Below are 21612 nucleotides of genomic sequence, written 5' to 3' on the forward strand. Positions count from 1 at the left end.
GTATAAGTATTGATATATCAAGTCTTTCGGACTGGAAGGGTTTTGTTTAACCCCCTCCAAAACTCCTCCTAAACCCTTACATCTTCAATTTGAAATAATTAGGATTATGTTCTTTTAGTAATTCAACTCCTAAATAATGAACGCCATTTGAAGTTAACCACTTTAGCTTTTTCTTCATTTCTATTCCAAATTTAGTATTTGTCATTCTGTATTGATTATTTTCTTTCGCCCAATCATCGTAAGCCTGAAATAACACACTACTTTTAATACGTGTCATCTCATTTTTTCTGACACAACATTCTTCTAAAAACATTTCTATAGGGTCCATTTCCGCTCTGTACTCATCTCTCTGCTCTTTTACAATTGCGGGTTCGGATAATCCGATACGTTGCCATTCAAGGTAACCATCAACACACCACTTAATGATTGCAGGCAGTTCTTCTTTTAACTTTTGAGGCAACTCACGATCTACTTCATGAAGCGGTATTTGTTTAGCAAATGGAATAATTACAAATCGTCTCCAAATCCCTTCATCAGTACCACGTACATATGGTTTATGGTTAGTTGCCATCCACAGTTTTAATTGTGGTGTAAATTCGAAACTGTTCTCATGTAATTTACGAGCAGATATTCTGTCACCACCGGTAATCTGTTTTAACAATCCTTCGTCGAATCTGTCGCCCTCATTAGGTTCTGTTGTGGTAACAAATCTCGCTCCATCTAACTTTGCCAATTCAGGCGTAGGACCACCGTTGTTACCTAACTTCGATGTCATAATCACCTGTGGTTGAATATTCGTTGAGTAGTCTCCAAACACTTCATTAATGACATCTAAGAATACTGATTTACCATTACGACCGTTACCATATAAAACGAACAAAACTTGCTCTGTGGTATATCCTGATAGCGAGTAGCCGATGCAACGTTGAATAAATTTAATCAACTCTTGATTTCCTAGAAAAATATCATCTAAAAATTGCTCCCACTTCGGACAATCCGCTTTATCTGTATATTCAATATTGGATATTTTAGTAAAATATTTATTTTTATCATGGTCTAATAACTCACCATTGTTTAAATTGATGTAACCGTTTTGTGTATTAAATAGGGAAAAATCTGTATCGAAATTGTGGTTGTGAATAGGTAGTAAATGCTGGCATTCTTTCATCATGTTTTCTTTTTTATTGTGATTACGTGAATCTTTCCAGTGTCTCGTTCTAAACTTTTTAATTTCTTCTTCTTTGTAACCTTCGTAATGTTCAGCTGCTATTTTTTCATCTTTAAGGCTTGCCACTATCTTATCTACAAGTGTCTTCATCTTTCCTGAATCGTCTACTTTCCAACGTTTACCGTCGTAGTACATCCATTTTTTAGCGGTATAGTTGTAACGAATAAAGTCTCCGAATTTATCTTTCAGTCTTTCTGCATTTCCAGTGTCATCGTACGAATAGCGTTTATTCTTTTTAGCAGGTTTTACGTCTTGGTCCATAACATATATTTGAAAGTCATTATCCGGCGACACTTCAGGTATGAACTCGTTCTGACAACCATCAATAGCCTTACTGATAGTTTGATTGCCATATGTGTCATCGCCATGTGTGTTATCCCATTTATCACGATATAGTACTGACTTTCTAAATATTTCATCCATTTTATGTGGATCACGTGCAGTCCAAAACGCTAAATCATTACAGAAAGCTAAGTCTGCTTCTGACTGTGAGCTATAGAACTGTGACCAGTCTCCCTCAAATAATGTGGTAAAACGTAGTCCATTCTTTGACTTTTTAGCAATATCAATAATTTGGTCTGCGGATAAATCATTACCAAAACCTTTGCTCGTATTAATGACTTTCTTTTCAGTATCAGGCTTTAAAATATACTTACTATGCAGATATGAGAGTTTATTCATTTCATCTTCTGCAATACCTTGATAACCACCGATATTATTACCAGTCATCGTAAAGAAACGACCTTTGTCATAAATCTCGACGTTTCCACGTCTGCGTCCTTTAGGTGGCAATTCACCTTTAAGAATTAAATGGATTCCATTTCCTGACGGACTAATTTCTGCATATGTTTCAAGCACATCTATAAACTCCGAAATAATGTTGTCCGAATCATCGTTTTCTAAATATTCAGTAATCTCTTGACTTACGTCATCTAAATCCACACCTATATAAGGTTCTTTAAAGAAAAATCCTACTCCGTCATAATTGACTGATAAACTTGCAGCATCTTCAAAAGACACCCACGTTGATTCATCATTCGACTTTGCTAATTCATTGGTTAGAGGGTTATACGGACGTTTTGTCTTACGTCCGTTTGTACCCTGTTCTATTTTGAAACAACACCAATGATCCAATTCTTGTAACTCATAAGGGATCTTGTCGTACATAATAACCCTCCTTAACTTTTACCTTATGAATTAAAATGGGTAGTCAGGTTCAGGTGCCGATTGACCTACATTGAATGGATTAGAACCGTCTTCAGTTTTAAATTTGTGATTTAATTCAGGGAACTTCGTATTCTCCCAACGCTTTACATTTAAGTTTTCATACGTTTTACCGTTGTACTCTGATGTCTCGTTTTTAACTGACACTCTCACTGATTTTCCTAAGAAGTCTGTGAATAATTCTTCAATTGATTTATAAGCCTTGCCTTGTTGTAATTGTGCAGCTGCTCCAATTGTGTTAAAGAAACGCATGTCGTATTTACCAGTAGCTTTTGCTTTCCAAATCTTGTGGAAGATTTTACTGTTCTTATTCTTTTGATCAATATCGTTACGAATTGTTAATTGTACATCCACATATTCAGTACCTGATTGAGTAGCGTTTTCCTCAAATTTAGTAATTACTGTTTCATAAGTACCGTCTTGAATACCTCCGTCGAAAGTATCTTCCATGTTTAAAGTAAAGTTTGTCATAATTTTATTCCTCCAATTAATTTATTAATCCTAAAATTTTGCCTTGATAGTAAGCCCAACCAGGCTTGTAGTTAAGTGATTCTGCAAGCTCGTATAATTCTTTCATCGACTTGCATTCACTAGGTTTTTTGAATTGCAATCTGATAATGTTTTCTTCAGTAATTTCTTCAAGTTCTACATCTTCGACTGCATAAGCAGTTTCTTTAGTTTCTGTAGTAAAATCGTGTCCACATTCAGGACATTCTTTTTGATTTGAAAATATAACGTTTAAACATTCAGGACATTCTTTCACATGTATTTCAGATTTTTCACGAGGTGGTTTACCTTCAAAATATTTCAACCAATCTCTATCAGAATCAGGTAATTCATGAATGCTCCAATTGTTAACCAAATCAATAATGATTGCTTTTTTATTAGGTTGATAACGCATAGCGCGCATGGTTTGTTGAATGAATAAACTTAACGATTCAGTTGGTCTAAGCAGTATCACGCAATGACAATCAGGTATATCAAATCCCTCACCGAACAATTCAGCGTTAGTTAATATATCAATCTCACCTTCCCTGAATTTCTCAACGACCTCTAAACGTTCTTGTGTTTTAGCCTTGCCGTCTAGGTGATAAGCTTTGTAGCCTTTTTGTTTAAACTGCTCTGCAACACGTTTACTGGATTCAACATTGTATGCATAGATAATTGTCTTTAACCCTTTGGCATACTGCTCATAATTTTTAAGTACATCACCATATATCTTTTTATCGAAAGCTTCTGAAATAGATTTCTGCGAATATTCACCACGTTGATGTTTTAATTTTTCGTGATTTATTAGATCAATTGATAAATATTTATAGGGTGCTAAACGTTTATTATCAATCAACCATTTAACAGTTTTACCTAGCACAATATCGTCGAATAAATCTGTAAACCCTTGACCATTCAATCTGCACGGCGTTGCGGTGAACCCTATTACATAAGCGTTCGGGAATGCATTAATAATATTTCTATACGTTTTAGATAATGCGTGATGTGCTTCATCTATAACGATGATTGTCGGTTCTATTACTGTGCCTTTTTTAACTCTATTTGAAATGGTCTGCACCATGCCTACTTGAGATAAATTCCAATCAACATTATTTGCAGAAAAGGTTTGTGATATTTGCGACACTAGTTCGTTCCTGTGAACGACTGTCAACACTCGATTATTCTTTTCGTTTGCACGTCTCACAAGCTCACTCATTGTCACCGTTTTCCCACTGCCTGCAGGGCTTTGTACCATTATCCGTTTGTTATTATTCGCCATACTTTGATGAATGCCATCTAGTAATTCATGTTGATAATCACGTAGGGCTATCATCACTGCCACCCACTTTAAATAAATCCTCTTGTAAACAGTGTTCTCTGCTATCTAATTGATTTTTAGCGAATATCTGATTCGTTGGCATCAGGATAAATCCTCGTTTACCCGATTCTTTATTTACGATTAATCTAGCGACTACCTGGCATAACCCTGCAACGTTATCACGTATTGTTTTACGAATATCAGGTACAGATTGTGTGATTTGTTGTCCGGCAGGTGTAAAAAAGTCGTAGTTTGTTTCCCACGCTAGCAATACCAAACGTTTGTTTAATGATTGCAGGTATCGCAAGCTATCAATTGTAAAAAAGTCTACTCGTTGATAATGCGACATTTCAGGGACACGATGGTTTTTACCGGAACGACCTAAATCAGCAAGCATTGATCTAAACAATTCCGATAAGTTATCAATAACGATGTTATCGTATTTATCAAGTATCGATTTATTCTTCTTATCAGCAAACCATTTCATTAATTCGCCCCATTCTTCCCATGCTTCGTGAGAATTAAATTCTAAGATGTCAATGTTCTCATTGCCTTTTAGGGGGCGTTCAGACTTGTCTACGTTGACGTATAGCGTTTTACCAGGTAAATAATTAAGAGTATGTGTCTTACCACTACCTGGTTTACCGTAAATAAAGTAAGTCGCCTTATCTGTTGTAATATCTTTCGCACTTGATATATTGAAAGCCATTACTTAATCACCAAACTTTCACTGTCACGCAATTCCGCACCCTCTACTGTGATGCCTGCTTTAATATCTTCTTTTATTTGTTTTTTATTCAGTTTCGGCGATTGTGATATCCAGTAATCACTACCGATTAACTTTTCATTAGTAATGTGCACACTAGGCGCATTCTTACGTTTGTAGATGTAATTTGTAGATGTTCTAAATTTCTGTAACCCTTGAATGTCCAACATCTCTTGAAGATAATTTTTCAATCTTTCAGAGAAGTTTTGTTTCTGTTGCTTAAGTTCTTGGAGACGCTTGATTTCCTTGTCGATTGCATCGATATCAGCGTCCACACTGCGTTTGAGTCCAATTGTATTATCGACCTTTACATTCAATTCGACTTCAATTGAGTCGAGTGTATCTTTTAAATATTCAGGGTTCATACCTTGTTCGATTAAATCAAGTACTTGTTGATAACTTGTTGATAATTGGAAAAGGTTAGTCATCGATAAGTTCCTCCTTATCCTCATCTACATGTCCGTTTTCAATTTGAAACAGCTTAATGTCGAGTCGATCAACTTTGTATTCCAGTTCTTGAATTTCCTCTTCTAAAGTTGCAATTTGATTTTTTAAGTTAATTTCCTGAGCCACAAGACGTTTGAACTCTGCGTAAGGTATAAATACTTTATCTTCCATTTTAAATTCCTCCATTTTCTGATATACTGGAGATATAAATTAACTCCAGATTGTTTTTGACTGTTAGCTAACGGCAATTAGCTAGCGGTCTTTTTTAATGTATTAACTACATGCTTAGTTAAGTGATACGTCAGTGCTTCTGCGAGTATTACGATGAATAGCAGTGTCGTAAAGTACACACCTGCAAAGGCAAGTATTGTTGTTAATATGATTGCGACTGCTACTGTCATAAAAATTGCTAATATGTGTGTAATGTTAATCCTCTCCTAACCTATCTATTACTTTCGTAATGGCTTCAACCACATCAGGATATTTATACAGTACTCGGGTTCCAATTCGACGAGTGACTTCTACTACTTCAGGTTGATTTGTTATTTCAGTGGTTAATGTTGATCTACTCAATCCTGTCATCTTAATCAAATCTTTCATGTCTACTGTGACTAATGTTCTTTTATAAGTAGATAAAATTTCAGTAACTTTTTTATCTACTAAGTCGTTTATTAAGTCTTCATTAATTTGTACGTTTAGCATTTTATCCCTCCTTTTTCTCCTCAACGCCCACATTCAACAGACGGTCATCGCAATGACTGTTAAATGTATTTAAGCGTGGCTCATATCTTCGCGCACTCTCGCTCACATCTGCTCAATGCAGGCGTTGAACATATTAAATTATAATCCTAGCGTCTCATTTTTGAGACATCATGAACAAAAAAATATTCGTCCATAGATACATTTAACACGTCGCAAATAAGACTGGCCTCTGCTAAAGTAAAATCACTTTTATTACGGTTAATTTTTTGGCTAAACTTTGCTGGTGTCATTCCTATCATTTTGGCTACTTCTTGATGTTTTAAACCTCTTTTTTCAAGTAGCAATCTCAAATTGACATATCTTCTAGTACTCATATTTGCACCTCCTATTTCTCATTTATGAGATTACAATACACATGATACATTCCCATTTATGAGATGTCAACAAAGAAATTTCATTTTTGAGAAAAAAGTTTGTAAAATATGTTGCAAAAATGGGAACAAACTTATATAATAAGTTTGTAAATTACAAATTAAGGAGAAAATAACATGTCAAATTTCGGAGAAAACTTAGTATCGTTACGAAAAAGTAGAAATTTATCATTAGTTGAACTTACAAACCAATTAAATAATAGATTTGATGTTAAATTTTCTAAAGCCTCTATCGATAGATGGGAAAAAGGTACTACCTCTCCATCAGTATCGCACGCTTCAGCACTAGCTCAATTTTTCGGAGTAACATTAGATGAATTGAGTGGTAGAGAAGAAATAGATATGGAACACCAAGAAACAATAGCAGCACATTTCGATAAGGATAATTTGACTGAAGAAGAAATGGAGGAAGTACGTCAATTTATTGAATTTATTAAAAATCGTAAAAAGTAACTAGTACATAGGCAAAAGGATGATGTAAATTGAAGTATGAAAATTTATTAATAGAAAATGGCAACATAGATGTGGTTGAGACATCTTCCCTTCCACACTTTCAAAGCGGTCTATATTACGAGGGAACAATTTACATAAAAGAAAATATGAGTGCGTATAAAAAGCATGAAACGCTTGCTGAAGAAATCGCACATCATAAAATTACATATGGTAACATCTTAGATCAGTCAAAAATTCTAAATAGAAAATTAGAAAATAAAGCGAAACGTAAAGCTTACGAATCAGTAATAAGCATTCAAGGTATAATCGATGCTTATGAATATGGCGTTCATAACTTGCACGAGATGTCTCTTTTTTTTGAGGTTACAGAAGGTTTTGTGCAAGACACTATAAATCATTACAAACAAAAATATGGTTTAATGGTTCAATACAAAAGCTACAATATTTGTTTCGAACCTTTAATAATATATAAGGATATTCAGGGGAGGAATTTTGATGAAGTTTAGGTTTTTTATTGGTTTAATATTTATATGTTTGGTATTTTTGTCAGCTTGTGGAATGAGCGAAGAAGAAAAAGAAAAGAAATTCTCAGATGCAAGTCAGAAATATGTTAAAAATATCACTGGAACTTTTGAAAGAATTGATAACATTGAAACTGATAACCCACAAGTAATAAGCAAAAAAGCTAAACAAGCTTCTCAAGAAGTCGATAAAGCATACAAAGAGTACAAAAAAGAAGTTGATAGTAAATTATTGAAAGACAATTATGAACGTGAAGAACTTGATAAAGCATTTAAATATATTAATGAAATATATTCAGATTTATACATGAGATTCGATAAAGTAGGTTCTATTGATGGTGTTACTAAAGAGGCCTTCTTTAAAATAGTATCTAAAGATGCGTATATTACACAACAAAGTTTAGGAAATATTGAAGAAAACGTTAACGCTATAGACACTAGAAAAATTCTAGGTAAAGAACAAAATAACAATTTATACTATATTCTCCACACTAACGAGGAAGACCAAGAAGAAATAATCAATATTTTCGCATCATTACAAAACAAAAACTATGTTATTGACGATACAAATGAAATCCCGAAAAGAGATATGGTTAAATTAAACAAGTATGCTAACGATAAACACAATCGAACAGTATCATCTGCAGAATTCAACGAACTTGTTGACGATGTAAATAAAAGCTTAGACAAAGATTCGTTAATAAACCATGTCGATGACGAGGTTAATGTATATGTATACAATATTCTTATGGAAATTAATAACGCTTTAACAGATGTTCATAATGAAGAAGTAGAAGCAAGAGATAAAGCAGAAATGGAGAAATATGAATCTATGGAAGAAGAAGCCGAATCTGACATAAATTCGTCTGAATCCGAAGATATGTCAGAAGAATTTGATAGTGATAGTGAGCAATCATCTCGTGAGGCAGAATTAGAAAAAGAATATTTCGAGCTATCAGACAAAATGTATGAAGATGGAGTTAGTGAAGCTGAATATAATTCTATGGAACAACGTCAAAACGAAATTTTAAATGAAGTTGAACCTTACTAATAATACCGGGTACTTCCACGTACCCTTATTATTTTTTACATTTTTACAGGTAAAAGGAGAGATTTTATGGCATCTTTTGAAAAAAGAGGTAAAACTTGGCGTTTTAAAGTGCATTATATTGATGAACAAAAGAACAAAAAATATATAAGTAAAAGCGGTTTTAAAACTAAAGTGGAGGCAAAGCGTGCTGCTATCGAAGTTGAAAATTCTTTAAATAAAGGCATGAAAGAGAACAAAAATTATCTGCTTAACGATTGGCTAGAATACTATTTAAAAACATGGCGCAATGATAAATTAAGCCAAAGTACTATTGAGATTGAAAAATTTTCAGAAAAACGTGTAATGAGCTTTTATGGCAACATATCTCTCAAAAACATCACACCTTCAAAACATCAAGAATTTATCAATGACTTAATCAAAAAAGGTTATAGTAAGTCAACTATCAAGAAGTCACATGGATTTTTAAAAAGAGCACTGCAACGCGCTATGTATGATCGCCTTATACATTTCAATCCGTGTGACGGCATCGAACTTAAACACAGTGATTTAAACGAACCTCAAAAAGCGCAATATTTACCTAAAGAGCAAATCAAACCCTTTTTAGAGATGGTTAAGAAAAGAGACGTTCATCAATATTATATGTTTAGAACAATGATTGAAACTGGAATACGGGTTGGTGAAGCAAACGCGCTACAATGGTCCGACTACAACAATAAAGATAAAACGCTATCTATTACAAAATCCTATGACCAAAAGCATGACAGATGGAATACCACTAAAAACAAAGAGCATAGAACCATTTATATTACCGATGATTTAGCCAAAGAGTTAACCAAATTAAAATATCTTCAAAATGCAAACCGAATAGTTAATGAAGATATTTATAATCAGGCTAATGACTTTATATTCTGTAATGCTTTCGGCGACCCTCTCCCACGTAGTACAACACACAATACAATGGTGTATGTAACTAGTAAATTATTAGGAGAAGAAAACAAACTGAGCATTCACAAATTAAGACATACACATGCAACACTTTTGTTGGAAAGTGATGTACCTATGAAAGTTATTCAGGAACGGCTTGGACATAAAACGATGGCTATCACCGAACAAGTTTATAGTCATGTAACTGAAAAGATGAATCAAAAAGCAAAAGAAAACTTCGAAAAATACATCAATGAAAAAAATATTTTCTAGTATTGAGTTGCCCAAATTCTGCCCAAAACATCCTTTCTAGGTAATTGGGCAACCGCAAATCATTAAAATAAAACCCTCAAAGCCTATGACTTCAAGGGTTAAATAACTTAATATTGTTTCATGTATTGGTCAACTTCCCATTCGCTGACTTGCGTACGGTAGTAATCCCATTCAATTGATTTTGAATTAATGAATTGATGATAAATATGGTCACCTAAAGCTTTTTTAATTGCTTCATTTTCACGCATTGCTTTAAGCGCTGTGTATAGTGTTGACGGTAAATCTTCAATTCCTACCGCTTCACGTTCTTCACGATTCATTTCATAAATATTTTGATTTACCGGCTCTGGTACTTCGAGTTTATTTTTAATACCCTCTAAACCAGCTTGTAAAATCGCCGCTAATGCCATATAAGGGTTTGCCGCTGGGTCTACAGAGCGTACTTCTACACGCGTAGATAAGCCACGTGAAGTTGGAACACGTACTAATGGAGAACGGTTTTTACCACTCCAAGCAATATAACTTGGTGCTTCGTAACCAGGCACAAGGCGTTTATAAGAGTTTACAAGTGGGTTACATACGGCAGTAAAACCACGCGCATTTTTCATAATTCCTGCAATGAAATGGTAGGCATCTTGAGATAATTCCATTTTGCCATTTTCATCAAAGAACGCATTTTCTTTACCTTTAAATAATGATACGTTAAAGTGCATACCGCTACCATTGACGCCAAATAATGGTTTAGGCATAAACGTTGCGTGTAAGTTGTGTTGACGCGCAATTGTTTTAACCACAAGTTTAAACGTTTGAATGTTATCACATGCTGTAATCGCATCTGCATATTTAAAGTCAATTTCATGTTGACCTGGTGCTACTTCGTGATGACTCGCTTCAATGTCAAACCCCATGTCTTCTAATTCTAGTACAATATCACGACGGCAGTTTTCACCTAAATCTGTTGGTGCTAAGTCAAAATAGCCCCCGTGGTCGTTTAGTTCCATTGTCGGTTCGCCTTTTTCGTCTAACTTGAATAGGAAAAATTCTGGCTCAGGTCCAAGATTAAAATCAGTAAACCCAAGTTCTTCCATTTCTTTAAGTACACGTTTTAAATTACTACGTGGGTCTCCGTCAAATGGTTTTCCTTCAGTTGTATAAACATCACAAATTAAACGCGCAACTTTACCTTGACCTGCTGTCCATGGGAAAATAACCCACGTATTCAAATCAGGTTTTAAGTACATGTCAGATTCCTCAATACGCACGAAACCTTCGATAGAGGATCCATCGAACATCATTTCATTATCGAGTACTTTTTCTAGTTGACTTACTGGGACCTCTACGTTTTTGATTGTTCCTAAAATGTCAGAGAATTGCAAACGGATATAACGTACGTTTTCTTCTTCTGCAAAGCGGCGGATATCTTCTTTCGTAAATTCTTGTTTTGGCATTGAATCATAGCCTCCATTTAAATTATTTGAAAAAGCGTGATAAGTCTCCACGGTTAAGCGGAATAGATTCTCGTTGCGGTTTTTGAGTTGTATCTACAAGCATCTGTTTTCTTAAATGCGCTTCCTCTTGATTTAATGTTTCATTTTGTTCTAACATGATTTGTTTAATCCCTTTCATATTAAACCCTTTTTCTAGTAAATGCTTAATTGAAAGTAACGTTTCCAAATCATTTAATGAGAATAATCGCTTATTTCCTTCTGTTCTAGAAGGAAAAATGAGTTCATGTGTTTCGTAATAACGAATTTGTCTAGGTGTTAAATCCGTTAACTTACTGACAACACTCATCGGAAATACAGGCATGTTACGTCGAATTTTATCGTTGTCCATTTCCTACATCTCCTTGATTATTTTGAACTTAACGTAACCATATCATATCTATTCTGACAATACAAAAATATGTAAGGAAACCTGACATAAACTTCAAAAGTACGTCAGGTCTTAAAGGGTTAGATTAAATTTTTGTGCATCATTTCTGTGATAGCACGCGTAACCGCAAGTTTCACGTGTTCGTATGTCAAACCACCTTGAACATAGACTTCATAGGGTGGACGTATAGGGCCATCGGCTGTTAACTCTATAGATGCCCCCTGAATAAAAGTACCAGCAGCCATAATGACATCATCTTCATATCCTGGCATATAGCTTGGCTCAGGACTAAAATGCGCATTAATAGGTGAGTTATGTTGAATACTTTGACAAAATTGAATCATTTGCGCTTTCGTATCAAAGCGCACCGTTTGGATTAAATCCGTTCTTGGGACATTGTATCTTGGTGTCGTCTTCATATTTAATTTTTCTATTAAAAGACTTGTAAATAATGCCCCTTTTAAACTTTGGCTGACCACGTGAGGACTTAGGAAAAAGCCTTGATACATTTCGTGAAGTGAGCCGAGTGACGCTCCTGCTTCTTTTCCGATTCCTGGGGCAGTGAGTCTATAACCACAGCGTTCCACCAATTCTTTACGTCCAGCGATATATCCTCCTATTTTAGCTAAACCCCCACCCGGATTTTTAATAAGAGATCCGGCCATAATATCTGCACCAACTTCAATAGGCTCACGCGTTTCTACAAATTCTCCATAACAATTGTCTACAAAGATAATTTTGTCTGGAAAATGTTGTTTAATGTCTTTGATGACGTTTTCAATTTCATCTATATCAATAGAAGGACGCTGGTCATAGCCTTTTGATCGTTGAATGGCGATGACTTTTGTTTTATTATGGATGGACTTTAGAACTTCCTCTATGTGAATATGTCCATCTTTTAAAGCAACATCTTTATATGAGACACCGTGTTCTTTTAAACTTTCAATCCCATTACCATTAATCCCTATGACTTCTAGCAAAGTATCATAAGGGCGTCCAGTAATGTATAAAAGTTCGTCGCCATATTTCAACGTGCTTTGAAGCGCCAATGTTATAGCATGCGTCCCAGAAATGATTTGAGGTCGCACTAATGCATCTTCTGCTTTGAACGTTTCGGCGTAAACCGCTTCAAGATGATCTCTGCCAAAATCATCATATCCATAACCTGTTGTTCCTTGTAAGTCACTTTCTGAAATTTTTACATGTTGAAATGCATCTAGAACACGTGCTTGATTTATAAATGCTCGGTGCTCTATTTCTTTAAAATACGGTGCTAGTTCCGCTTCAACTTGATCTATTAATTTTGTTAAATCTGTCATGCTTTCGCTTCTTTCTAGTTATTTTTATATCCTTTAATATGATACGTTTCCGTTTCTTCATCAAAGTTTATTTCAGTAATTAAAGTATGTCGTTTTAATTCGTAAAGTTCGTGCGCTTGATAGGCTTGGAGTGTAGTTGTATACGCAGTCATTTGACGTTTCAATTGTTCAAATATAAATTGCCGAACGTGCGCCTCATCCTCTTTATTTTTTGATGATACAAATAAAGACGGATGATGACTCACAGGTGATTCGCCATAGCATTTATCTTTTTTATTAAATAAGACCACTTGAGGTATTTCATCCATACTTAAATCTTTAAGCAATTGGTTTACAGTATCGTATTGAATTTTGTATTTCTCATGACTTGTATCGACGACATGAATTAACAAATCAGCACGACGCGCTTCTTCTAGGGTAGACTTAAATGCTTCAATGAGGGTTGTTGGCAATTTTTGAATAAATCCAACTGTGTCAGAAATCACAAGTTGAAAACCTTCTTTAAGGGTCAATTGGCGCGTTTTAGGGTCTAATGTTGCGAAGAGTTGATCTTTTTCATATGTGCCCTCTTCAGTTAATGTATTGAACCATGAAGATTTCCCTGCGTTCGTATAGCCGACGAGCGCAATTTGAAAAATACGATTGTTCTCACGTTGTTGACGGTATCGTTCCCGATGTGATTCGACTTCTTCAAGTTTTCGTTTGATTTCATTCATTCGCGTACGTATATGGCGTCGATCTGTTTCTAATTTTGTTTCACCAGGACCTCTCGTCCCAATTCCGCCTCCTAATCTAGAAAGACTTTTTCCATGCCCCATCAGTCGAGGAAGTAAGTAATCTAATTGGGCAAATTCGACTTGGAGCTTTCCTTCTTTACTTTGAGCACGTAAAGCAAATATTTCTAAAATCAATTGCGTTCTATCTATGATTTTCACGCCAAAGTAATGATTTAAATTTTTCGACTGTGCTGTCGTTAATTCATCGTTGGCTACAATGACATCAATATCGTGAAATTCGATCGCATCTTTTAATGTTTGGAGTTTCCCTGTCCCCATATAATATTTAGGGTGAACATGCGTTAAATTTTGTGTGAACGTTTCAACGACTTCAAGTTCACAAGTCGCACTTAATGCTTCTAGCTCCTCCATCGTACTTGTAAAGTCAAATGTTGAGTGGAAGGCATTCACCCCAATTAATATTGCCTTTTCTTTTATTTTTTCTGTAGAATAACTTTGTTTATATGTCAAAGTTTCACCTCTCTAATTTCGAAACAATCTCTTGAGTATTTTATCATAGTCCCCTTGTTAAGACTATGTTCTCAGAATATGTTATAGTTTGGATGATAAATTAAAAGATGAGGTGCTTTTTATGAATATTTATGATATCGAAGTAGAATTGTCCAATGGCACAAGTTATCCTCTATCCAATTATAAAGGTCAAGTCATGCTCATCGTGAACACTGCGAGTGAATGTGGCTTTACCCCTCAATTTAAGGAGCTTCAATCCCTATATGAACAATATAAAGATCAAGGCTTCGTTGTTCTAGGATTTCCTTGTAATCAATTTGGGCATCAAGAACCTGGATCAGGCACTGAAGCACAACAAAACTGTCAATTAAATTACGGCGTCACTTTTCCAATGCATCAAAAAATTGATGTGAATGGTGCTCAAGCACATCCGCTTTTTGACTTTTTAAAGTCTCAACAAAAGGGAATGTTGGGGGACAAAATCAAATGGAATTTCACGAAGTTTTTAGTTAATCGTGAAGGTGAAGTTGTACAACGTTTTTCTCCTCAAAAGCAACCCGCACAACTTGCGAGTACGATTGAAGAATTACTATAAGAAAGAAAAAACATCACACCTGTGTTAAACACATGGCGTGATGTTTTTTCATGCGGGGTCAATTTCAATCGATGAATTGATGCAAGCTTCATTCAATCATTGAAAGACCCCTTTCCAAATGTTAGTTCGTACCTTCCAAGAATGTACTAATTGCATGCTTGTAAATTAAATGGTGTTTTCCTTGAGAAAGAAAGTCTACCACTTGTTGGTCATAGTCTGCAATCGTACCTCTTAATTGAAATCCGTTTGTTAAGAAAACTGTTAATTCTTTCTCCTCTTTCTTAAAGTTTTCTAGGTACGTTTCTTGAATGTCTTGTTTGTCAAACATGCTCATTACTCCTTATCAGTGTATTCGGGCTAAAATATCATCTAGCATTTCTGGAAGTGACATTCTCTCTCTATCTAACCAATGAACGTTTAGTTTGTTTTTAAACCAAGTCAACTGACGTTTCGCATAGTTTCTAGAATGTTGCTTTAACAAATCAGCGGCTTGTTCAATTTCCATTTCATCATGCACGACAGGTATAAGTTCTTTATATCCTATTGCTTGCATACTTTGACATGATTCATATCCTAATTCAATTAGTCGTTCCACTTCAGCTAATAAACCTAGAGACAACATAATGTCGACGCGTTTATTTATTCTACGATACAATGTATCACGCGACATTTCTATCCCTAGTAATAATGTATCATAATTTTCAGTTAATTGGTGACTTTTCTTGCGATTACTTAAAATTTTTTTTGTCTTTAGGTAATAAGCAATGGCCCGTTCCACTCTTTGGCGGTTATTTGGGTGAATATTTGCTTGTGATTCTGGGTCAAACGTCCCTAAGTAATCATGTAGTTCTTCATTTGAATAGTTTTTTAAAACTTCCATTTGATCTACAACTTCACGTTCTTTTTCAGGAGAGACCTCTTCTTGTTCAAATTCGTAATTATAGATCACAGATTGAATATATAAGCCAGTTCCTCCAACAATGATAGGGACTTTGCCTTTTTGAGTAATGTGATGAATTAACGGTTTAACACGTTGTTGAAAATCGAAAGCTGTAAACTGTTCATCAGGTGAAAGGATGTCAATTAAATGATGAGGGATGCCTTGCATTTCTTTAGGTGTTATTTTAGCAGTCCCAATATCCATTCCTTTATAAACTTGCATAGAGTCTCCACTAATAATTTCTCCATCAATTTTTTTCGCAAGTTCTATGCTTAATTCTGTTTTACCGCTCGCGGTGGGTCCGACGATGACGATCAAAAAAGGTTTTTCCTTTATCACATTATTCACTCACTTTTTTCTTTATAATTTGACGACTCATCCAGTCTAACATATGTCGCCATACTGTTTCCTTATCTTTTTCAAAAAGAATTTCATGTCTTTTTTGTTTATATAATTGCACAGTAATGTGGGTAATACCACCTTTTTTTAAGATTTTACCTAACCGTCGTACGCCTTTACCATTGTCACCGAATGGATCTGCTTTTCCCGAAATGAGCAATATAGGTAAGTCAGAACTCATTTTAGAAATTTCATTTAACTGTGCTGTTTTCATCATCGTTTTCATTACACTATAAATTAATTGATTGGACACTAAAAATCCTGAATAGGGGTCATGGACGTAAGCATCCACTTCATGTTCATCTGAACTAATCCAGTCACTTTCAGTTCGAGTGGGTTTAAAACCTTTATTAAAGGACCCAATGACAAGGTTATTCATCCATTGCAAACGACGCTTCTTTCCTGTGACTAAAGTGATGATTTTCAACATAAAGACTAATAATGTGCCTTTCCATTGCGAGAAGAGACCTGTGCCTGTCAAGATTAAACCATCCATATCCTTTGGGTAGAGCTGAACGTAACGACGAGCAATAATTGAGCCCATTGAATGTCCTAATATGATATAAGGTAAGTGATCATTCAACGTAGGTTGAATCGTTGTTTTAATTTCATGAGCGTCTTTCACGACTTGTTCGATTGAATCAAAATGTCCGCGTAACGTATTGATTTCTTTACCATGGCCACGATGATTATGACGAATCACATGATATCCCTGTTGATTCAATTGATGTACGAGACGATCATAACGCTCCATATGTTCTGCCATTCCATGAAAAATATGAACAATACCTACAGCATCGGTACTCGTACGGTCAATCGTCACCTCTAACATTGTATCGTCAGACAAAGCCATTTTCATGGTTTCTTTTTTTACCATCAAAAATCCACCTTTCAGTACAGTAACTTTGATTACACTTTACCACAGAGATACTTTGGAAACACGTGCAACGTATTTGATACAATAAAGAAACTTTCTTTTTTACATTAATACATTAAAAAGTGGAGGTTTAACTATATATCCCTCATTTTTTAAGCAATCCTATTAAAGTGATGCTTCCTTTTTAAATCATATAAAATAACGGGGAGGATTTATATCCTTACCCCGTTGTTTTCTGCATTTATTCATTTAGTCAAATCAATTTACTTCATTTTATTAACATCTATCTTAAGCATTTGCACTTTGATGTTGACCATGGATAGCATGTGTAATCGCATCTTCTAATTCTTGTTTATATACAGCTTTAGTATTATCGTCATAACCGACTAAATCTGCTAAAACGTCTGTAACGATATCTTTATATTGTTGTACCATAGCAATGTCAAAGTAGAGTGCGCCTGTACGACGAATTAAGAAATCAGTAGGTTTAACGACAAGTTCATTTTGCACTCCATATAGAAGTTCAACATAAATTTCGAGTGGTAAACCTGTGTTTTGATGTTGTGCTGCTTGTGTTAAAGCGAATAATTCATCCACATTTGAACCATATTTTTTAGCTAATTTACGTGCAAGTGTTTCATCTAAATTATAACCTTTAGCAAGTTTAACTTTTTCTTCAATAAATTGATTAAAGTTTTTGCTACCGCCGACATCTCCACCGGAAATTTTAATATTTTTTGTATCCGCAGGTTTGAATGTCAATTTATATTCTTGTTTTAAACGTTTTGCAACACGCTCAACGATTTCGTAAGCCATATGGCGATAACCTGTTAACTTACCTCCGGCGATTGTTAGAAGACCTGAGTCACCTTCCCAAATTTCATCTTTACGTGAAATTTCAGATGGGTCTTTGCCTTCTTCTAAAATTAATGGTCGAATACCTGCCCAAGTCGATTCAATATCTTCATCTTTAACATTTACAGTTGGGAACATGTAGTTAATAGCATCGATTAAATAATCACGGTCTTCTTGGTTTACTAACGGACTACGTTTGTCATTATTATAAAAAGTATCCGTTGTTCCTACGTATGTTTTTCCTTCACGTGGAATTGCGAAAATCATACGACCATCATTTTCAGTATCGAAATAAACAGCTTGATGTAATGGGAATTTAGATTCATCAAAAACAACATGAACCCCTTTAGTTAAGCGTAACTGTTTATTGTTTTTTGAGTAATCATTACTGCGCACTTCATCTACCCATGGGCCTGTAGCATTGACAACTTTTTTACCTTTAATTTCAAATTTTTCATTTTTAATGCGATCAATGACAGAAACACCATTGACTTTGTTTTTATTGTCATATAAAAATTGATCTACTTTAGCATAGTTGATAATATCTGCACCTAAGTCGGCTGCTTTTTTCATAACTTCAATTGTCATACGCGCGTCATCTGTGCGGTACTCAACATAGTAACCGCCACCTTTAAGTCCATCTTGTTTCACAAGTGGTTCTTTATCTTTAGTTTCTTGTACACTTAACATACGTTTACGTTCAGATTTTTTTACACCTGCCAAACGGTCATACATTGCAAGACCAATTGAAGTTGAGAATTTGCCGAACGTACCGCCTTTGTGCATTGGTAATAACATCCACTCTGGTGTTGTCACATGTGGTCCATTTTCATATACAATCGCACGTTCTCTACCTGTTTCTGCAACAACTCCAACTTGGAATTGTTTTAAATATCTTAACCCACCGTGAACTAATTTTGTTGAACGAGAGCTTGTACCTGAAGCAAAGTCTTGCATTTCAACTAATGCGACTTTCATACCACGCGCAGATGCATCTAATGCGACACCTGCACCTGTAATGCCGCCCCCTACAATGACTAAATCATATTCCTGATGTTGCATTTTTTCTTTTACTGACTCACGTTGTAACGTTGATAAACGTCCCATAATTACGCCTCCTAATATGATAAAAAGAGAGACTCCGCCCATATACTTTACATAAAGTTTTACGAACAAAATCTCTCTTCTTCTCGAGTAATCTATTAACTTAACTACAGTATAGCATACTACCTATGCTTCGTCTAACTTAAAGACTTTTGTCGCTTCAACGGCTTTTTGCCAACCTTTATAAAGTTTATTTGCTTCTTTTTCATCCATTTTTGGTTCGAAAGATTTTTCCAATTTCCAGTTGTTGCTGACTTCATCTTTATTTTTCCAGAAACCTGTTGCAATACCTGCAAGATATGCAGCACCTAAAGCTGTTGTTTCACTGATTTCTGGACGTTCTACAGAAACATTCACAAGATCTGCTTGGAATTGCATTAAGAAATTATTTTTTACTGCGCCACCATCGACACGTAATCCGTTTACTTCAATGCCAGAATCTTGTGCCATGGCCTCAATAACGTCTCTTGTTTGATAACATAGGGATTCTAAAGTTGCACGAATGAAATGTTCTTTTTCAGTACCTCGTGTTAAACCGAAAATAGCCCCACGTGCTTCAGAATCCCAATAAGGTGTACCTAACCCAACAAATGCAGGGACAACATAAACACCTTCAGTTGAGTCTACACGTTTAGCATAATCCTCAGATTGTGGTGCCGAATTAATCATTCTTAATCCGTCTCGTAACCACTGTATCGCTGAACCTGAGACAAAAATTGATCCTTCAAGTGCATAGTTGACTTTACCATCAAGACCGTAGGCAATTGTTGTTAATAAACCATTTTCAGAAGCGACTGCCTCTTCCCCAGTATTCATTAACATAAAGCCACCTGTGCCATATGTGTTTTTAATGTCACCTTTTTCAAAACATGCTTGACCAAACAATGCAGCTTGTTGGTCACCTGCTACGCCCGCAATAGGGACTTTTTGACCGAAGAAATGATAGTCAATTGTTTCGCAATAAACTTCACTTGAAGGTTTTACTTCAGGTAACATTGCTTTAGGAACGTCGAGAATTTCTAACAACTCGTCATCCCATTTCAAGTCATGAATATTGTACATTAAAGTACGACTCGCATTAGAATAGTCAGTAATATGAGTACGACCACCGGATAATTTCCAAACAAGCCATGAATCGATTGTACCGAAAAGGATTTCGCCTTTTTCTGCTTTTTCACGGGCACCATCAACATGGTCTAAAATCCATTTTACTTTAGTACCTGAGAAATAAGGGTCAAGGAGCAATCCAGTTTTTTTACGAAATGTGGCCTCATGACCATCCTTTTTCAATTGTTCACAGATAGCTTGTGTTTGACGAGATTGCCATACGATAGCGTTGTAAATTGGACGTCCTGACTCTTTATCCCAAACCACTGTTGTTTCACGCTGGTTTGTAATACCAATTCCAGCAATTTCAGAAGCTTTTACGTTATTTTCATTCAACACTGATGCAATAACAGATAATACTGATGTCCAAATTTCATTTGCATCATGTTCTACCCATCCAGCTTTTGGAAAGTGTTGTTTAAATTCACGTTGTGCGACACCAACGATTTCGCCTTCTTTATTAAATAAAATGGCTCTTGAACTTGTAGTCCCTTGGTCAATTGATAATATATATTTTCCCATAATAAGTTAACCTCCCAAATCCACACACATGCTGTTTCAAATGAAATATACCCATAATTTTATTCATGTATGCGTGATTCATTTGTTAAATCGCACCAAAGTTTTCGTGCTTAATTTTCTTATTTAAAATGCTACCCACAACTAATGTGCCAATGACAAGAATTACAGCTACTATAGTCCATATGTCAAAACGACCTTGGTAGGCCAATCGATAAATTGCTGCACCTAAAATCCCTCCAGTAATCGGACCGAGAATAGGGACAATCGCATACTGCCAGTCACTTTTACCTTTACCATGAATAGGTAAAATAGCATGTGCTATTCTTGGACCTAGGTCACGGGCAGGGTTAATCGCATAACCTGTTGGGCCCCCTAAACTTACACCGATTGCGACAATGAGTAACCCCACGATAACAGGGTTTAAACCATCTGTAAATTTGTTTGTTCCGATAAATAGTAATGCTGATGTAAGGACAGCAGTACCGATAATTTCAGTAATAAAGTTTGCAGTGAAGTTACGAATTGCCGGCGCTGTTGCAAAAACACCTAATTTTGCTTCTTTATCTTCAGTTGCACGCCAATGAGGTAAATATGTGAGCCATGTTAAAGCTCCCCCTACTATCCCTCCTAAAACTTGTGCAATAATAAAACCTGGAACTTGAGACCATGGAAAATCACCTGTAACGGCAAATGCTAATGTCACTGCAGGATTTAAGTGTGCCCCAGAGAAATTACCGACAGCGTAAATACCTAATGTAACAGCAAGACCCCAACCGATAGCAATAACAATCCAGTCTGCGCCTTCACCTTTTGATTTGCGTAAAACGACGTTCGCAACAACCCCGCCACCCATTAACAGTAGCAATGCTGTACCGAGAAATTCAGCTAAGTAGATATTCATTCTTTTTCCTCCCTTTAAAAGACAAAAAGACTCCTTGCCTAACC

24 protein-coding genes are annotated in these 21612 nt (G+C 35.5%); 5 read left to right on the top strand and 19 right to left on the bottom strand.

The genetic code is table 11. The annotated features are described in order from the left end of the window. Positions 1–76: 76 nt before the first annotated feature. From PYW36_RS06945 to PYW36_RS06985, 9 genes are all read right to left on the bottom strand, one after another. The gene (locus PYW36_RS06945; protein WP_103158827.1) at positions 77–2395 is read right to left on the bottom strand and encodes a phage/plasmid primase, P4 family; all 2319 of its coding nucleotides are present in this window, start codon (positions 2393–2395) and stop codon (positions 77–79) included. Between the two features lie 30 nt (positions 2396–2425). Further along, a complete protein-coding gene (locus PYW36_RS06950; RefSeq protein WP_103158828.1) occupies positions 2426–2923 on the bottom strand; it encodes a DUF669 domain-containing protein in 498 nt (165 codons plus the stop codon). A 16-nt stretch (positions 2924–2939) separates the two neighbouring features. After that, a complete protein-coding gene (locus PYW36_RS06955; protein ID WP_103158829.1) occupies positions 2940–4274 on the bottom strand; it encodes a DEAD/DEAH box helicase in 1335 nt (444 codons plus the stop codon). Continuing rightward, positions 4258–4968, bottom strand: coding sequence for an AAA family ATPase (locus PYW36_RS06960; protein ID WP_103158830.1), 711 nt, complete (start codon positions 4966–4968; stop codon positions 4258–4260). Before PYW36_RS06960 ends, PYW36_RS06955 begins: the two co-directional genes overlap by 17 nt. Continuing rightward, a complete protein-coding gene (locus PYW36_RS06965; RefSeq protein ID WP_103158831.1) occupies positions 4968–5453 on the bottom strand; it encodes a siphovirus Gp157 family protein in 486 nt (161 codons plus the stop codon). The genes PYW36_RS06960 and PYW36_RS06965 overlap by 1 nt, the downstream gene beginning before the upstream one ends. After that, the gene (locus PYW36_RS06970; protein WP_103158832.1) at positions 5446–5643 is read right to left on the bottom strand and encodes a hypothetical protein; all 198 of its coding nucleotides are present in this window, start codon (positions 5641–5643) and stop codon (positions 5446–5448) included. The genes PYW36_RS06965 and PYW36_RS06970 overlap by 8 nt, the downstream gene beginning before the upstream one ends. A 77-nt stretch (positions 5644–5720) precedes the next feature. After that, positions 5721–5873, bottom strand: a complete 153-nt coding sequence (locus PYW36_RS06975) for a hypothetical protein (protein WP_172458445.1) — start codon at positions 5871–5873, stop codon at positions 5721–5723. Between the two features lie 25 nt (positions 5874–5898). After that, complete coding sequence (locus PYW36_RS06980) at positions 5899–6174, bottom strand: hypothetical protein (RefSeq protein WP_103158833.1); 276 nt, start codon at positions 6172–6174, stop codon at positions 5899–5901. Positions 6175–6320: 146 nt separating this feature from the next. Continuing rightward, the gene (locus PYW36_RS06985) at positions 6321–6548 is read right to left on the bottom strand and encodes a helix-turn-helix domain-containing protein (protein WP_103158834.1); all 228 of its coding nucleotides are present in this window, start codon (positions 6546–6548) and stop codon (positions 6321–6323) included. Positions 6549–6722: 174 nt separating this feature from the next. Here PYW36_RS06985 and PYW36_RS06990 point away from each other — a divergent pair, with 174 nt between their 5' ends. From PYW36_RS06990 to PYW36_RS07005, 4 genes are all read left to right on the top strand, one after another. Continuing rightward, positions 6723–7058 (top strand): helix-turn-helix domain-containing protein, encoded by a 336-nt coding sequence (locus tag PYW36_RS06990; RefSeq protein ID WP_103158835.1) that lies wholly within the window; start codon positions 6723–6725, stop codon positions 7056–7058. A 29-nt stretch (positions 7059–7087) separates the two neighbouring features. Continuing rightward, on the top strand, positions 7088–7564 hold the full coding sequence (locus PYW36_RS06995; protein WP_103158836.1) for an ImmA/IrrE family metallo-endopeptidase: 477 nt from the start codon (positions 7088–7090) through the stop codon (positions 7562–7564). Next, positions 7554–8630, top strand: a complete 1077-nt coding sequence (locus PYW36_RS07000; protein ID WP_229717275.1) for a hypothetical protein — start codon at positions 7554–7556, stop codon at positions 8628–8630. The genes PYW36_RS06995 and PYW36_RS07000 overlap by 11 nt, the downstream gene beginning before the upstream one ends. 66 nt (positions 8631–8696) lie before the next feature. Further along, the gene (locus tag PYW36_RS07005) at positions 8697–9827 is read left to right on the top strand and encodes a site-specific integrase (RefSeq protein ID WP_103158837.1); all 1131 of its coding nucleotides are present in this window, start codon (positions 8697–8699) and stop codon (positions 9825–9827) included. 107 nt (positions 9828–9934) lie between these two features. Here PYW36_RS07005 and glnA read toward each other — a convergent pair whose 3' ends face one another. The 4 genes from glnA to hflX form a co-directional block, all read right to left on the bottom strand. Next, entirely contained in the window at positions 9935–11275 is a 1341-nt protein-coding gene (glnA, locus tag PYW36_RS07010) for a type I glutamate--ammonia ligase (protein ID WP_103158838.1), read from the bottom strand. Positions 11276–11297: 22 nt separating this feature from the next. Further along, positions 11298–11663, bottom strand: a complete 366-nt coding sequence (locus PYW36_RS07015; protein ID WP_037573443.1) for a MerR family transcriptional regulator — start codon at positions 11661–11663, stop codon at positions 11298–11300. Positions 11664–11782: 119 nt separating this feature from the next. Beyond that, positions 11783–13021, bottom strand: a complete 1239-nt coding sequence (locus PYW36_RS07020; RefSeq protein WP_103158839.1) for a methionine gamma-lyase family protein — start codon at positions 13019–13021, stop codon at positions 11783–11785. 14 nt (positions 13022–13035) lie between these two features. After that, the gene (gene hflX / locus PYW36_RS07025; protein ID WP_103158840.1) at positions 13036–14268 is read right to left on the bottom strand and encodes a GTPase HflX; all 1233 of its coding nucleotides are present in this window, start codon (positions 14266–14268) and stop codon (positions 13036–13038) included. Between the two features lie 121 nt (positions 14269–14389). Between hflX and PYW36_RS07030 the strand changes: the two genes are divergently transcribed. Beyond that, the gene (locus tag PYW36_RS07030) at positions 14390–14863 is read left to right on the top strand and encodes a glutathione peroxidase (protein WP_103158841.1); all 474 of its coding nucleotides are present in this window, start codon (positions 14390–14392) and stop codon (positions 14861–14863) included. A gap of 121 nt (positions 14864–14984) precedes the next feature. Here PYW36_RS07030 and hfq read toward each other — a convergent pair whose 3' ends face one another. The 6 genes from hfq to PYW36_RS07060 form a co-directional block, all read right to left on the bottom strand. Continuing rightward, positions 14985–15191, bottom strand: a complete 207-nt coding sequence (gene hfq, locus PYW36_RS07035) for an RNA chaperone Hfq (protein ID WP_037573438.1) — start codon at positions 15189–15191, stop codon at positions 14985–14987. Between the two features lie 15 nt (positions 15192–15206). Further along, positions 15207–16142: a tRNA (adenosine(37)-N6)-dimethylallyltransferase MiaA gene (gene miaA / locus PYW36_RS07040; protein ID WP_103158855.1), complete on the bottom strand. Its 936-nt coding sequence runs from the start codon at positions 16140–16142 to the stop codon at positions 15207–15209. Between the two features lies 1 nt (position 16143). Further along, positions 16144–17079, bottom strand: coding sequence for an alpha/beta hydrolase (locus PYW36_RS07045; protein WP_103158842.1), 936 nt, complete (start codon positions 17077–17079; stop codon positions 16144–16146). A gap of 288 nt (positions 17080–17367) precedes the next feature. Continuing rightward, positions 17368–19041: a glycerol-3-phosphate dehydrogenase/oxidase gene (locus PYW36_RS07050; protein ID WP_037573436.1), complete on the bottom strand. Its 1674-nt coding sequence runs from the start codon at positions 19039–19041 to the stop codon at positions 17368–17370. 123 nt (positions 19042–19164) lie between these two features. Further along, entirely contained in the window at positions 19165–20667 is a 1503-nt protein-coding gene (gene glpK / locus PYW36_RS07055) for a glycerol kinase GlpK (RefSeq protein WP_103158843.1), read from the bottom strand. A gap of 85 nt (positions 20668–20752) precedes the next feature. Further along, entirely contained in the window at positions 20753–21568 is an 816-nt protein-coding gene (locus PYW36_RS07060; protein ID WP_103158844.1) for an MIP/aquaporin family protein, read from the bottom strand. Positions 21569–21612 lie beyond the last annotated feature (44 nt).

Source organism: Staphylococcus chromogenes (genome assembly GCF_029024625.1).
GTDB lineage: Bacteria > Bacillota > Bacilli > Staphylococcales > Staphylococcaceae > Staphylococcus > Staphylococcus chromogenes.

What these genes read in the sequence shown, in the direction of transcription:
- PYW36_RS07005 (WP_103158837.1), top strand. Translation starts at nt 8,697, where the DNA reads ATGGCATCTTTTGAAAAAAGAGGTAAAACTTGGCGTTTTAAAGTGCAT.
- PYW36_RS06955 (WP_103158829.1), bottom strand. Translation starts at nt 4,274, where the DNA reads ATGATAGCCCTACGTGATTATCAACATGAATTACTAGATGGCATTCAT.
- PYW36_RS07015 (WP_037573443.1), bottom strand. Translation starts at nt 11,663, where the DNA reads ATGGACAACGATAAAATTCGACGTAACATGCCTGTATTTCCGATGAGT.
- PYW36_RS06950 (WP_103158828.1), bottom strand. Translation starts at nt 2,923, where the DNA reads ATGACAAACTTTACTTTAAACATGGAAGATACTTTCGACGGAGGTATT.
- PYW36_RS06965 (WP_103158831.1), bottom strand. Translation starts at nt 5,453, where the DNA reads ATGACTAACCTTTTCCAATTATCAACAAGTTATCAACAAGTACTTGAT.
- PYW36_RS07030 (WP_103158841.1), top strand. Translation starts at nt 14,390, where the DNA reads ATGAATATTTATGATATCGAAGTAGAATTGTCCAATGGCACAAGTTAT.
- hfq (WP_037573438.1), bottom strand. Translation starts at nt 15,191, where the DNA reads ATGTTTGACAAACAAGACATTCAAGAAACGTACCTAGAAAACTTTAAG.
- PYW36_RS07050 (WP_037573436.1), bottom strand. Translation starts at nt 19,041, where the DNA reads ATGGGACGTTTATCAACGTTACAACGTGAGTCAGTAAAAGAAAAAATG.
- PYW36_RS07060 (WP_103158844.1), bottom strand. Translation starts at nt 21,568, where the DNA reads ATGAATATCTACTTAGCTGAATTTCTCGGTACAGCATTGCTACTGTTA.
- glnA (WP_103158838.1), bottom strand. Translation starts at nt 11,275, where the DNA reads ATGCCAAAACAAGAATTTACGAAAGAAGATATCCGCCGCTTTGCAGAA.
- PYW36_RS07045 (WP_103158842.1), bottom strand. Translation starts at nt 17,079, where the DNA reads ATGGTAAAAAAAGAAACCATGAAAATGGCTTTGTCTGACGATACAATG.
- PYW36_RS06980 (WP_103158833.1), bottom strand. Translation starts at nt 6,174, where the DNA reads ATGCTAAACGTACAAATTAATGAAGACTTAATAAACGACTTAGTAGAT.
- PYW36_RS06990 (WP_103158835.1), top strand. Translation starts at nt 6,723, where the DNA reads ATGTCAAATTTCGGAGAAAACTTAGTATCGTTACGAAAAAGTAGAAAT.
- glpK (WP_103158843.1), bottom strand. Translation starts at nt 20,667, where the DNA reads ATGGGAAAATATATATTATCAATTGACCAAGGGACTACAAGTTCAAGA.
- PYW36_RS06945 (WP_103158827.1), bottom strand. Translation starts at nt 2,395, where the DNA reads ATGTACGACAAGATCCCTTATGAGTTACAAGAATTGGATCATTGGTGT.
- PYW36_RS06960 (WP_103158830.1), bottom strand. Translation starts at nt 4,968, where the DNA reads ATGGCTTTCAATATATCAAGTGCGAAAGATATTACAACAGATAAGGCG.
- PYW36_RS07000 (WP_229717275.1), top strand. Translation starts at nt 7,554, where the DNA reads ATGAAGTTTAGGTTTTTTATTGGTTTAATATTTATATGTTTGGTATTT.
- PYW36_RS06970 (WP_103158832.1), bottom strand. Translation starts at nt 5,643, where the DNA reads ATGGAAGATAAAGTATTTATACCTTACGCAGAGTTCAAACGTCTTGTG.
- PYW36_RS07020 (WP_103158839.1), bottom strand. Translation starts at nt 13,021, where the DNA reads ATGACAGATTTAACAAAATTAATAGATCAAGTTGAAGCGGAACTAGCA.
- PYW36_RS06975 (WP_172458445.1), bottom strand. Translation starts at nt 5,873, where the DNA reads ATGACAGTAGCAGTCGCAATCATATTAACAACAATACTTGCCTTTGCA.
- PYW36_RS06985 (WP_103158834.1), bottom strand. Translation starts at nt 6,548, where the DNA reads ATGAGTACTAGAAGATATGTCAATTTGAGATTGCTACTTGAAAAAAGA.